This window comes from Streptomyces sp. NBC_01283, from assembly GCF_041435335.1.
GTDB lineage: Bacteria > Actinomycetota > Actinomycetes > Streptomycetales > Streptomycetaceae > Streptomyces.
The window spans coordinates 5,491,730-5,504,032 of sequence record NZ_CP108430.1 but is presented as its reverse complement, the minus strand read 5'-3'; the positions used below and the strand labels follow the sequence as shown (position 1 = coordinate 5,504,032).

The 12,303-nt window shown below is 70.4% G+C and carries 12 protein-coding genes; 4 read left to right on the top strand and 8 right to left on the bottom strand.

All coding sequences use genetic code 11. The features are described 5' to 3' along the window. Positions 1-4: 4 nt before the first annotated feature. Both purE and OG302_RS25145 read right to left on the bottom strand, forming a co-directional pair. Positions 5-547, bottom strand: a complete 543-nt coding sequence (gene purE / locus OG302_RS25150) for a 5-(carboxyamino)imidazole ribonucleotide mutase (protein ID WP_371528842.1) — start codon at positions 545-547, stop codon at positions 5-7. Continuing rightward, positions 544-1,731, bottom strand: coding sequence for a 5-(carboxyamino)imidazole ribonucleotide synthase (locus tag OG302_RS25145; protein WP_371528841.1), 1,188 nt, complete (start codon positions 1,729-1,731; stop codon positions 544-546). Before OG302_RS25145 ends, purE begins: the two co-directional genes overlap by 4 nt. A 189-nt stretch (positions 1,732-1,920) precedes the next feature. Between OG302_RS25145 and OG302_RS25140 the strand changes: the two genes are divergently transcribed. Continuing rightward, positions 1,921-2,454 (top strand): GtrA family protein, encoded by a 534-nt coding sequence (locus tag OG302_RS25140; protein ID WP_371528840.1) that lies wholly within the window; start codon positions 1,921-1,923, stop codon positions 2,452-2,454. 10 nt (positions 2,455-2,464) lie between these two features. Here the strand turns inward: OG302_RS25140 and OG302_RS25135 are convergent, their stop codons facing one another. Next, positions 2,465-3,742, bottom strand: a complete 1,278-nt coding sequence (locus OG302_RS25135; protein ID WP_361832686.1) for an ATP-binding protein — start codon at positions 3,740-3,742, stop codon at positions 2,465-2,467. A 203-nt stretch (positions 3,743-3,945) separates the two neighbouring features. After that, positions 3,946-4,623 (bottom strand): response regulator transcription factor, encoded by a 678-nt coding sequence (locus OG302_RS25130; RefSeq protein ID WP_361832684.1) that lies wholly within the window; start codon positions 4,621-4,623, stop codon positions 3,946-3,948. A 484-nt stretch (positions 4,624-5,107) separates the two neighbouring features. On the opposite strand from OG302_RS25130, the gene OG302_RS25125 reads away from it, so the two are divergent. Next, positions 5,108-6,604, top strand: a complete 1,497-nt coding sequence (locus tag OG302_RS25125) for a peptide MFS transporter (protein ID WP_371528839.1) — start codon at positions 5,108-5,110, stop codon at positions 6,602-6,604. A 177-nt stretch (positions 6,605-6,781) separates the two neighbouring features. Beyond that, positions 6,782-7,612 carry an alpha/beta hydrolase gene (locus tag OG302_RS25120; RefSeq protein WP_371528838.1) on the top strand — a complete coding sequence of 277 codons (831 nt, stop codon included), beginning with the start codon at positions 6,782-6,784 and terminating at the stop codon, positions 7,610-7,612. 172 nt (positions 7,613-7,784) lie between these two features. Here the strand turns inward: OG302_RS25120 and OG302_RS25115 are convergent, their stop codons facing one another. Genes OG302_RS25115 through OG302_RS25105 form a run of 3 tightly spaced genes read right to left on the bottom strand, consistent with a single transcriptional unit; the run spans position 7,785 to position 11,343 of the window. Then, a complete protein-coding gene (locus tag OG302_RS25115; protein WP_371750223.1) occupies positions 7,785-9,143 on the bottom strand; it encodes a hypothetical protein in 1,359 nt (452 codons plus the stop codon). Continuing rightward, positions 9,143-10,348, bottom strand: a complete 1,206-nt coding sequence (locus OG302_RS25110) for a hypothetical protein (RefSeq protein WP_371528837.1) — start codon at positions 10,346-10,348, stop codon at positions 9,143-9,145. The genes OG302_RS25115 and OG302_RS25110 overlap by 1 nt, the downstream gene beginning before the upstream one ends. Next, positions 10,345-11,343: a hypothetical protein gene (locus tag OG302_RS25105; protein WP_371528836.1), complete on the bottom strand. Its 999-nt coding sequence runs from the start codon at positions 11,341-11,343 to the stop codon at positions 10,345-10,347. The genes OG302_RS25110 and OG302_RS25105 overlap by 4 nt, the downstream gene beginning before the upstream one ends. Here OG302_RS25105 and OG302_RS25100 point away from each other — a divergent pair. Beyond that, positions 11,309-11,482, top strand: coding sequence for a hypothetical protein (locus tag OG302_RS25100; protein ID WP_371528835.1), 174 nt, complete (start codon positions 11,309-11,311; stop codon positions 11,480-11,482). The genes OG302_RS25105 and OG302_RS25100 overlap by 35 nt on opposite strands. Here OG302_RS25100 and OG302_RS25095 read toward each other — a convergent pair. Continuing rightward, the gene (locus tag OG302_RS25095) at positions 11,479-12,216 is read right to left on the bottom strand and encodes an LPXTG cell wall anchor domain-containing protein (RefSeq protein WP_371528834.1); all 738 of its coding nucleotides are present in this window, start codon (positions 12,214-12,216) and stop codon (positions 11,479-11,481) included. The two genes, OG302_RS25100 and OG302_RS25095, sit on opposite strands and share 4 nt — an antisense overlap. Positions 12,217-12,303 lie beyond the last annotated feature (87 nt).

Here is a 12,303-nt window from a genome sequence, read left to right as displayed (position 1 = left end):
CCGCTCACTTTCCCGAACCGAAGCCGAAGCCGGAACCCGCGCCTTCGACCTTGGCGCGCAGACGCTTCCCCTTCTCCGTGGCCTGCTCGTTCAGCTCCTGCTGGAACTCCCGCATACGGCCCAGGAGTTCGGGGTCGTGCGCGGCCAGGATGCGGGCCGCGAGGAGACCCGCGTTGCGCGCGCCGCCCACCGAGACCGTCGCCACCGGCACGCCCGCGGGCATCTGCACGATGGACAGGAGCGAGTCCATGCCGTCCAGGTACTTGAGCGGTACGGGCACGCCGATGACCGGCAGCGGCGTCACGGACGCCAGCATGCCCGGCAGGTGCGCGGCGCCGCCGGCCCCCGCGATGATCGCCTTGAGACCGCGGTCCGCCGCCTCCTCGCCGTACGCGACCATCTCGCGCGGCATCCGGTGCGCCGAGACGACGTCGACCTCGTAAGGAATCTCGAACTCGTCGAGGGCCTTGGCCGCGGCCTCCATGACCGGCCAGTCGGAGTCCGAGCCCATGACGATGCCGACTACAGGTCCTACAGGTGCGGTCATTCTGTGATCGTTCCTCTGAGATAGCCGGCCGCGTGACGCGCGCGCTCCAGCACGTCGTCCAGGTCGTCGCCGTAGGTGTTGACGTGGCCGACCTTGCGTCCGGGCTTCACGTCCTTGCCATACATGTGGATCTTCAACTGCGGGTCACGCGCCATGCAGTGCAGATACGCCTGGTACATGTCCGGGTAGTCGCCGCCCAGGACATTGGCCATGACCGTCCACTTCGCCCGCGGGCGCGGATCGCCGAGGGGCAGGTCGAGCACCGCGCGCACGTGGTTCGCGAACTGGGACGTGATCGCCCCGTCCTGCGTCCAGTGGCCCGAGTTGTGCGGGCGCATCGCCAGCTCGTTCACCAGGATGCGGCCGTCGCGCGTCTCGAAGAGCTCGACCGCGAGGTGGCCGACCACCCCGAGCTCCTTGGCGACGCGAAGGGCCAGCTCCTGCGCCTGGCCCGCGAGGTCCTCCGAGAGACCGGGGGCCGGCGCGATCACCGTGTCGCAGACGCCGTCGACCTGCTGCGACTCGACGACGGGATAGGCCACGGCCTGGCCGTGCGGCGAGCGGACGACGTTCGCCGCGAGCTCCCGCCGGAAATCGACCTTCTCCTCGGCGAGCACGGGGACACCGGCCCGGAAGGGATCTTCGGCGTCCTCGACGGAACGTACGAACCACACCCCCTTTCCGTCATAGCCGCCACGCACCGTCTTGAGGATCACGGGGAAACCGTCGTCGCCGGGCCCCGAAGAGCCTTCGGCCGCGAAGGCCGCCACGTCGGCCGGATCGCGCACGATCCGGTGGCGTGGACACGGCACGCCGATCTCCGTGAGCTTCTCGCGCATCACGCCCTTGTCCTGGGCGTGCACCAGCGCGTCGGGCCCCGGACGCACGGGGATGCCGTCCGCCTCCAGGGCCCGTAGATGCTCGGTGGGTACGTGTTCGTGATCAAAAGTGATCACGTCGCAGCCCCTCGCGAACTCGCGCAGCGTGTCGAGGTCGCGATAGTCGCCGATGACGACATCGCCGACGACCTGCGCCGCGGAGTCCTGAGGGGTGTCACTGAGGAGCTTGAATTTCAGGCCGAGGGGGATACCCGCCTCGTGGGTCATGCGGGCGAGCTGACCGCCGCCGACCATGCCGACTACCGGGAACGTCACACCCCCAGGGTATCGGCCCGTATCAGCCATCCGGGAACGGCCGGTTTCCGCGCACGACAAGGGCTCTCCCGTCACAGAGCCGCCACAGTGTGGAGGCGTCCCCGCGCGACGGACCTGGCTCGCTGGTTAGCATGGCTGGGTTGACGCGACCGAATCACCAATTACGTCGACGTGACGAGACACCGGAACGAATCGACGACGGGGGTTGGGGCGACCACCATGAAGGAACGTGGCGCACTACGGGTGCGACTGGACCAGCTCGCGCGCGAAGTGGCCAAGTTCGGTGCCGTGGGAGCACTGGGCACCCTGGTGAACTTCAGCGTCTCCAACCTGCTGTGGCACACCACCGACCTGCAGGCCGTGCGCGCGAACGTGATCGCCACGGTCGTCGCCATCGCCTTCAACTACGTGGGCTTCCGCTACTTCACGTACCGGGACCGCGACAAGAGCTCCCGCACCAAGGAGCTCACGCTCTTCCTGGTCTTCAGCGCCGTCGGCCTGGTGATCGAGAACGGCGTCCTGTACGCGGCGATCTACGGCTTCGACTGGGACAGCCCGCTGCAGCGCAACGTCTTCAAGTTCGTGGGCATCGGCATCGCCACCTGCTTCCGCTTCTGGTCCTACCGCTCCTGGGTGTTCAAGGCGCTCCCCGCGCGGGAGACCGTCGCCCGTGCGGAATCGTTCCTGGAGGACGAGACCGCAGCGGCCTCCACCGAGGACAAGCGCCCCGCCGTGCAGGGCCCTAGGCCCTAGGCCCTAGGCCCTAGCGCACCGTCTCCTGCTGCTCCCGGTCCCGCTTCTGCGGCGGCGTACGGGACAGGAACAGGCCGAACACCGGCGGCTTGGTCTGCAGCATCTCCAGTCGGCCGCCGTCCGCCTCGGCCAGGTCCCGGGCCACCGCGAGGCCGATGCCCGTCGAGTTCCGGCCGCTGATGGTGCGCTCGAAGATCCGCGCGCCGAGGTCGGCGGGGACGCCCGGCCCGTCGTCGGTGACCTCGATGACCGTCTGGTTTCCCGTGACACGGGTGCGCAGCGCCACGGTGCCGCCGCCGTGCATGAGCGAGTTCTCGATGAGCGCGGCGAGGACCTGCGCGACCGCGCCGGGCGTGCCCACCGCCCGCAGATGCTGCTTGCCCGAGCTGACGATGGCGCGGCCCGCGCTGCGGTAGGCCGGGCGCCACTCCTCCAGCTGCTGCTTGATGACCTCGTCCAGGTCGAAGGAGACGGCGGAGCCGGTGCGGGGGTCACGTGAGTTCGTGAGCAGCCGCTGTACGACGTCGGTGAGGCGCTCGACCTGCGCGAGCGCGATCGTGGCCTCCTCCTTCACCGTGTCCAGGTCATCGGTGACGGTGATCTCCTCCAGGCGCATGGAGAGGGCCGTCAGCGGCGTACGCAGCTGGTGCGAGGCATCGGCCGCGAGGCGGCGCTCGGCGGTCAGCATCCGGGCGATCCGCTCCGCACTGCCGTCCAGGACGTCCGCGACACGGTCCAGCTCCGGCACCCCGTACCGCTTGTGGCGGGGCCTCGGGTCGCCGGAGCCGAGGCGCTCGGCGGTCTCCGCGAGGTCGGTGAGCGGCGAGGCGAGGCGGTTGGCCTGGCGCACGGCGAGGAGTACGGCGGCGATGATCGCGAGGAGGGCCACGGCGCCGATGATCAGCAGGGTGCGGCCGACCTCCTGGGTGACCGTGGTGCGCGGCTCCTCGACGGTGACCTTCTCGCCCTCCTCGCCCTTGGCCGTGTCGTGGATGACGTCGCCGGTGGGGCGGGTGCCGATCTCGACGGGGGCGCGGCCGGGGATCTCGATGAGGGCGTAGCGGTCGGTGTCGACGGCGGCGACGTCCCGCAGGATCTCGGCGTTGATCTGCTCGTCGCTGATGAGCCTGCTGTCCACGATGCTGGCCAGGCGGAGCGCCTCGCTGGTGACGCGGTCCTGGGCGCTGGTGCTGATGGTCCTGGTCTCTACGATCACCAGGCTCACGCCGAAGACCGCGATGACCACGAGGACTACGGCGAGGGTGCTGTTGATCAGTCGGCGACGCATCTACTCAGTGTCGCCGATCGAAGCCGCCCTCAGGGGCGCGGGGAACTGCGCGAGCAAGCACGGTGATGCCGCACCCGCGCTGCGACCGCTGGAGGCAGACGCATCTGCGAGGCCCTCGCCATAGGCCTCTGCGGGCCGTCGACGGCTGGTCGCGCAGTTCCCCGCGCCCCTGACGGGCATCTGCCCAGCGCCCAGGGGCGAGATCAGCTCTTCTCGAAGCGGAAGCCGACGCCCCGCACCGTGGCGATGTACCGCGGGTTCGCGGCGTCGTCGCCCAGCTTCTTGCGCAGCCAGGAGATGTGCATGTCCAGGGTCTTGGTGGACGACCACCACGTGGTGTCCCAGACCTCGCGCATCAGCTGGTCACGGGTGACCACCCGGCCCGCGTCCCGGACCAGGACCCGCAGCAGGTCGAACTCCTTGGCGGTGAGCTGGAGCTCCTCCTCGCCCATCCAGGCGCGGTGCGACTCCACGTCGATGCGCACGCCGTGCGTGGCCGGAGCCTGCGCGGGCTCGGCAGCCCCGCGCCGGAGCAGGGCCCGGACCCGGGCGAGCAGTTCGGCGAGGCGGAAGGGCTTGGTGACGTAGTCGTCGGCGCCCGCGTCCAGGCCGACGACGGTGTCCACCTCGTCGGCGCGGGCGGTCAGGATGAGGATCGGTGCCGTGTGTCCCTCGGCGCGGAGGCGGCGGGCCACCTCCAGGCCGTCCATTCCGGGCAGCCCCAGGTCGAGTACGACAAGGTCGACGCTGCCCTGCAGCCCGGCGTCGAGGGCGGTCGGGCCGTCCTCACGCACTTCGACCTCGTACCCCTCCCTGCGCAGGGCACGGGCCAGCGGCTCCGAGATGGACGCGTCGTCCTCGGCGAGCAGTACACGGGTCATGGGGTGATGGTAGTCCGCGCCGGAGGACCGTCGTGGGGTGATCGCGTGGTGATCGACAACTCACGGTCGACCCCTGCGGCTATGGGGTGCGATCCTGAGGATCACCTTCAAATGTGGGTTGACGGTTCCTTCGTAGCCTGTGATCCATCTCTCAAGTCCTTCCATATGCCGCACTGTCGTGGCGTATGGTGACCCAACGCCTGATGCACTATCCAAGGACCTTTGGCCCGCTGTGCGGCCTTAGGTCTCTTTTATGTGCGGGTTGGCTTCTGCCAGCCTTGAAAGGAATGACCTGTGGTCGGGCCCTGAGCGTGAAACGCGCCAGGGCGTGGATCTCGGAGTCACCGTCCAGCGCCCTCCTCGACACGGAGCGCGAAACTCCCCCCGGGCGTGGGGGTGTGGACGGCTGTACCCCGGTGCCGACCGCCCCCCACCGGGCGCGCACACGCTCTTGCCGCGCGTCCCGAACCACAAGGATCGACCCATGGCGTCCAGCCTGACGAAGGACTCCGCCGGTACCCCTGGCTCTGAGAAGACCTTCTTCGGCCACCCCCGCGGACTGGCCACACTCTTCATGACCGAGATGTGGGAGCGGTACAGCTTCTACGGCATGAAGGCACTGCTCCCGCTGTATCTGATCGCCCCCGGCGGCATGAACATGAGTGCCACGACGGCGACGGCGATCTACTCCGTCTACATGTCGATGGTCTACCTCCTCGCCATGCCCGGCGGCTGGGTTGCCGACCGCTTCTGGGGACCGCGGAAGACGGTCGCCATCGGCGCCGGCGTGGTCATCCTGGGCCACATCACGCTCGCCCTGCCGAGCTCGGCGTCCTTCTTCGCCGGTCTCGCGCTCGTCGCGCTCGGCTCCGGCCTCCTGAAGGCCAACATCTCCACGATGGTCGGCCACCTCTACGACGGCCCGGAGGACCCGCGCCGCGACGGTGGCTTCACGCTGTTCTACATCGGCATCAACATGGGTGCCTTCCTCGCCCCGCTGACCATCGGCACCGTGGGCGAGAACGTCAACTGGCACTTCGGCTTCGCGCTCGCCGCGGTCGGCATGGCGCTCGGCCTCGCCCAGTTCATGCTCGGCTCGCGCCACCTGAGCGGCGAGAGCAGCGTCGTCTCGAAGCCCGCGACGCAGCAGGAGCGCAAGGCCGCCCTGCGCACCGGTCTGATCTGGCTGATCGTGGCCGCCGCGCTCTACACGTTCCTCGCCGTGACCGGCAACTTCGCCGACTGGGCGCTGATGCCGCTCACCATCGCCGGCCTGGTCATCCCGGTCGCCGTCCTGGTCCGCATGAAGCGCGACAAGGAGCTGACGAACCTGGAGCAGTCCAAGCTCTCCGGTTACGTCTGGTTCTTCGTCGTCGCCGCCGTCTTCTGGATGATCTACGACCAGAACGGCTCGACCCTGTCGATCTTCGGCGAGGGCTCCACGACGAACAACCTGCTCGGGTTCGACTTCCCGACCTCCTGGTACCAGTCGCTGAACCCGATCTTCATCATGGCGCTCGCCCCCGTGGTCGCCTCGGCGTGGCTCTGGCTGAACAAGCGGGGCAAGGAGCCGAGCACGGCGGTCAAGTTCGCCTCCAGCCTCACGCTGATCGGCATCTCCTTCGCCGTCTTCCTGATCCCGCTGATCGACACCGCCAACAACGGCGGCAAGGTCAGCCCGATGTGGCTGGTGGCGATCTACTTCATCCAGACCGTCGGCGAGCTCTGCCTCTCCCCGGTCGGCCTCTCGGTCACCACGAAGATGGCCCCGGCGAAGTACAGCGCCCAGATGATGGGTGTCTGGTTCCTCGCGGTCACCGCGGGCGACTCCGTCACCGGCCTGCTGACCTCGCCGCAGCTGGGGATCGACCTGAACAACTCGGGTGCGGTCGCCGTCGAGGCGATCATCGCGGTCATCGCGGGCTTCGGCATCTGGATGAACCGCAAGAAGGTCAAGGAACTGATGGGTTCCGTCAACTGACGTCCGCCACGGCCCCAGCGGGCCGGTAGGACTACTGCGCGAGGGCCGCCGCACCTGAGGGTGCGGCGGCCCTCGCGTTCGTCCACTCGCGCGAACAAGAGATCGTTCGCTAACCCGTGGCGGTGACGCGGAACGTTTCCGTGCCGGTGGCGGGGCCGGGCGGTGGAGCATCTGGCCATGCGTCGTACGTTGCCGGTCCTCGCCCTGTGCGTGGCGTTGCTGTCGTCCAGTGCCGCCGTCGAGGCCGCACCCAAGCCATTGCCGGGCCGGACCTTCTCCTACGGGGGTCACGCGCGCCAGCACATCACCGTGTACGGCGACCGGTCCGGCCGCCCCGCCCTGATGATCCTGCACGGCGGTTCCTGGGTGCGGGACACCGACTGGAGCGCGCGGGCCCGGTGGTTCGCGGCGCGCGGGTTCACCGTCTACGACACCGACTACCGGCTCGCCTCCGACGCCGCGTGGCCCGCGCAGCGCGACGACGTGCTCGCGGCCCTGCGGTGGGTGAAGCGGCGCGGCGGCGGCACCCCCGTGGTGCTCGGGTCCTCCGCGGGCGGGCATCTCGCCGTCAGCGCCGCGACCTACGGCGCGGGACGCAAGCGGGTGCGCGGGGTGGTGGCGCTCTCGCCGGTCGCCTCGCCCTACCGTGCCTGGAAGGACGGCGGGATGCGGGCCGCCTCCGGGGCACAGCGCAAACTGCGGGGGGCGGCGGAGCTGCTCGCGGGGTGCACGCCGGACCGTGCCGTCGGGCCGTGCTGGAAGAAGTGGGTCGACCTGGTGGCCAAGTCGCACGCCTCCGGCAAGGACGACGCGCCCCTGTACCTCACGCACTCGGCGGCGGACTTCGTGCCGGTCGCCCACTCCACGGACCTCGCGCACGCGCAGTCGCAGGCGGGCCGCCGGGACGTAACGGTCCGCATCGAGCCGGGCTCCGCGCACGGGGGCGTACTCCTGAAAGACCCCGCCGTGGCCCGGGCCGTCCTGGGGTGGCTCCGGAAACACGTCTGAGCGGCCTCAGGGAGCGCCCCGTCAGGGGCGCGGGGAACTGCGCGAGCAACCACGGCGTGACCCGCACCCGTGCAGTGAACGCCGGCAGGCAGACGCGTCTGCGACGTCTGGAGTTGGCCACTGCGGGCCGTCGACGGCTGGTCGCGCAGTTCCCCGCGCCCCTTCGGGCGCCTTAGCGGAGGCCGCTCCTTCGCCTCGGGAGGAAGGTGAAGACCGCGCCGCCCAGCAGAATCACCGTGCCCGCGACCAGGCCCAGCGCCCGCAACGCTCCGTTGTCGTCGGCTCCGGTCTCCGCGAGACCGCCGCCGGTCGCACCACCGCCGCCGGTGGTGGAACCGCCCGCCGACCCGGAGCCACCGGCCGACCCCGAACCGCCGGCCGCGCCACCCGGCTGCGCCGCCGTGTCGATCTCCAGGGACACCTCGGACTTGGACGGGGTGCAGGTCGTCGTCGTACCGAGCGCCTTGACCGTGAGAACGCCGGGCGAGAGCGTCGACTTGCCGTCGGCGCCCGGCTTGTACGTGCCGGTCAGGTCAGGGATGGTCATCGGGTCGCCGGACTTGATGGGCTCCTTGTTGGTGGGGCCCTCCACTGTCACCGTGCCCTTGTCCGCGCCGCCCAGCTTGACCGCCATCGACGGCTTCACGGAGTCCGCGGGGATGTCGGCGGGGCTGTCCATGACGGACTTCTTGAACTTCACCGTGAGGGCGTAATTCCCGCCGTCCTTCTTGGCGTTGATCTGCACGGGGGACGTGGCGTCCTTGTCGCCGATGGGCGTCTTGCACTTGTAGGGGGTCTGGACCTCCTTGCCGGGGAAGTCGGTCTTGCCGCCGTCGTCACCACCGGTGGCGCCGCCGGACGAGTCGCCGCCCGTACTCCCGGCCGTGTTGCCGCCCGAGTTCGTGTTGCCGGACGTGGTGCCCGATGTCGTACCGGACGTGGTGCCCGACGTCGTGCCGGACGTCGTGCCACCCGAACTCCCCGCGCCGTCCGTCACCTTGATGGTCGCGCCCGCCTTCACCTGCTCCTTGGGCGTGCACTTCGTGTCGGTCGACATCGGCTTGCTGACGTTGATGTTGTACGCGTCCGGGGTGAGCGTGATGTCGCCCGCCTTCGTCAGCTTCAGCTTGCCCTTCATGTCGGACAGGATCATCGGGCTGTTCTTCTTGATCGGCGGATTGACCCGCTCGCCCGCCACCGCCAGGTCACCGGTCTGGCCGCCGCCCAGCTTGATGGTGCCGGTCGGCTTCACCGTGTCCTTGTCCAGGTCGAGGATGTCCGGGTTCTTGGACGCGGCCTCGGTGGTCTTCCATACGACATCGACCTCGTCGCCCACCTTCGCGGTGGCCGGCGCGGTGATCTCCACCTTCGTGGTGCCCTGCACCGCCGGAAGACCCGATATCGGCGGCGGGATGCACTCCGTCTTGTACGCCACCTCGGCCGCCTGCGCGGGACTCGCGCCCAGCAGGATCCCCGCCCCGCCGAGCAGCAGCGAGACCGAGGCCGCGCCCGCTCTCCGTCGTGTGCTGATCACGTGTTTCCCTTCGTCGTCGGGCTGTTCTCTGACGGTGCGGAGAGCTGTCCGGCGGCGGGTGCGGTCCCGGTGCCGGGGTCTGTGTCAGGGGTGAACCACGGGAGGATGCCCGTGTTCGCGCCTGTGCCTGTACCTGTGGCGGACTTGCCGGACCTGCCGGTCTCGCGGGTCGGCTTCGTACGGGGCGCACGGGCCGCCTCGTCCGCCGCGACCGCCCCTTGGGGCAGCCTCAACTTCGGCAGCCGGTCGGTGAGTTCGGCGATCCTGCCGGTGCGATGGCGCCCGGCGGGGCGGGAGCCGCGGCCACCCCGGCGGCGGCCCGGGCGGAGCCTGTCCACCACCGCCATGCCGATGCGGAAGACGGCTGCGGGCACGACGACGCAGAGCAGGATCCAGAAGACGGTGACGCCCCACGGCCTGCCGACGTCCCAGGGCTGCTCGGCGAGGACCTTGCCGCCGAACTTCAGCGAGACGAGATAGCTGCCGTGCGCACCGGCCGAGAGCTCGACCGGGAGCTTGATCTGGGCCTTCTTGCCCGGGGCGATCGTGCCGCGCCACTGCTGTTCCTCCCACTGCGGGGCGAACACGCCGTGGGAGGTGCCCACTTGGAAGACGGGGTCCTTGACCGGGGCCGAGCCGACGTTGCCCACGGTGAAGACGAACGTGCGGGACGGCGGGGCACCGAACCAGGTCAGGACGCCGCTGGAGCCGTCGAGCTGTGTGTCGGTGAGGACGGAGAGCTTCCCGCCGCCCTCCTGCTCGGGCAGGGGCCTGACGGGATGCCCCGCGACCTTGAAGACGGCGTCCGCCTGCGCCTTCTCCCCCGTGACCGTGGCCACGTGGACCACACAGGGGCAGGGCTTGGGCGGCTCGGCCACCGGGAGCTTCTTGCTGAACGTCCCCTTGTCGTCCGTGGTGACGGCGCGGCCCATGTCGTTGGCGCACGAGTTCGTGCCGCCGGGCACGCCAGCGGCCGGGGTCGACTGGCCGCAGACCAGCATCATCAGGAGGGCCTTCGGGCGCCAGCCCTTGCCCTTGACGGTGATGTCACCGCCCTTGCCCGCCTGGGACTTGGAGAGGGTGACGGACGGTTTCTCGGCGGCGGTGGCTCCCGCCGCCGGGAGCAGCAGGAAGGCCAGTGCCGCCAGCACGGCGGTTGCGGCGATGCACCGCTTGACTGCCCACAACGGGTTGCCGTTCACAGCTGCTCTCCCTCTGCCGTCCCCACTCCCGCCAACTCCGGCTCCGTACCGCCCTGTTCAGGTTCGTCCGGTGGCCCGTCCCCGGTCGTCGCCGTCCCCTCGCGTCTTTGCGCGGACCGTCCGCGCAGAAACCAGACGCCTGCCGCCACCAGGCCGAGGACCCCGGCGGCCACCCCCGCCACCGCTCCCCACGGCACGAAGCGGGCCGACGCCGTCGCCTTGTCGTGGGCTCCGCCCGCCGCCGTCACCGTGAGCGTGACCTCGACGGAGTCGAACGCGGGGGCGTCCTTCCACGGTTCCGTCAGGCTGACCCTGCGGCCGGGCAGCAGCTCCACCGGAAGCGTGCGGGGCCGCCGGTCGAGGAGCGGTCCGAGCACCCCCTCGGCGTGCACCCCGAGCCTGGGGGTCAGGACCGTGTTGCCGCGGTTGACGACGTCGTACGAGATGCGCCCGTCCCCGGCCCGCACGCGCTCGACCGTGAGCGCGGACAGCGTCGGACCGCTCACCCGCAGATGCACGCGGACCCCGGCGTCACGGCCGCCCTCCCGCGCGACGATCGCCCCGGGGTGGTCGCCCGGCACCGCGCTCTCGGGGACGCTCACGCTGAACGGCACCTCGGCGCGGGTGCGCGGCGGCACCTTCACCTCGCGCTCGGCGAACGTGATCCAGGAGCCGGTGTCCTTGGGCCTGCCCCGCTCCAGCGAGAACGCGCCGCCCCGTGTGTTGTCCGCGTCCGCGCCGCTCAGCTCCACCGTGCGCGGCTTCGGCCCCGGATTGGTGACCGTGAGCGTGTCCTCCAGGACGGAGCCGGGCGTGCCCTCCACGTAGAAGTAGGGCCGCCCGTCCTTCGCCGGCCGGGTCCCTCCTCCTGCGGAGGGCGCGACCGACCACGCTCCGGAGTCGTCGGCGAACACCGGAGGCGCCGGTGCCGCGCCCGTCACCAGAAAGGCCAGGGCCACGGTGAGGGCACGGGCAACGGACAGCAGCGACGGCATCGGCGGCTCCTGGATCTTCGTACGCTTTGTACGCGTCGTACGCGCGCTGAACACGTCGTACGCGGGCGCGGAGGGCGCGGACGGTCAGGGGCGCGGTCGCCGCGTCCCCACGACGCCGCACACCGCGCACCGCGCCTAGCGCGACCGGGCCGCCTGGTTCCTGCGGGTCAGCCAGAGCGCGCCCGCCGCGCCCGCGAGCAGCACCGTGCCGCCGAGGGTGCCGAGCGCGATGGCGGAGTCCGCGGGTCCGGTCTGCGGGAGCTCTTCGCCGCCGGAGGGTGCGCTCGCCGAGCCGCCGGAGCCCGTGTCGTCACCGGATCCGCCGGATCCGCCGGTGGTACCGCCCGTGGTGCCGCCGCCCGAGCCCTTGACGTCGAGGGAGAGCGAGGGCTTGGGGCTGTTGGACGGCGTGCACGTCGTCGTCGTGCCGAGCGCCTTGATGGTCAGGACACCGGCGGTGAAGGTGACCTTGCCGCTCTTCTTGGGCGTGTACGTCCCCGACAGGTCACTGATCTTGATGGGGGTGTTGGCGGGGATCGCCTTGTCGTTGGGCGCCCCGGAGACCGGCACCGTGCCGCTCTCCGCCCCGCCCAGCTTGATGAGCGCGCTCGGCTTCATCGCGCCCTTGCCCAGTTCCACGGGGCTGGAGGAGACGCCCTTCTGGAAGGACATGGTGAGTTTGTAGCCGCTGCCGCTCTTGACGCTCTTGATATCGATCGGCGATACCGCGCCTTTGTTGCCGATGGGCGTCTTGCACTGGTAGTTGACGTCCTGGACCTCGGCCTGCGCGGCGGGGGCGGCCATCAGCACCGCCGAGCCGCCGGCCAAGGCCGTGGCAAGCGCGAGCGCGACCCTGCGTTTCTGGTACGACACCTCGAGTTCCCCTCATGCCGGTCGTGGCGTGCCGCGGTGCGGATTTACTGACGGCACATCAGATTGGGCGCTCAAGGTACGCCCGGG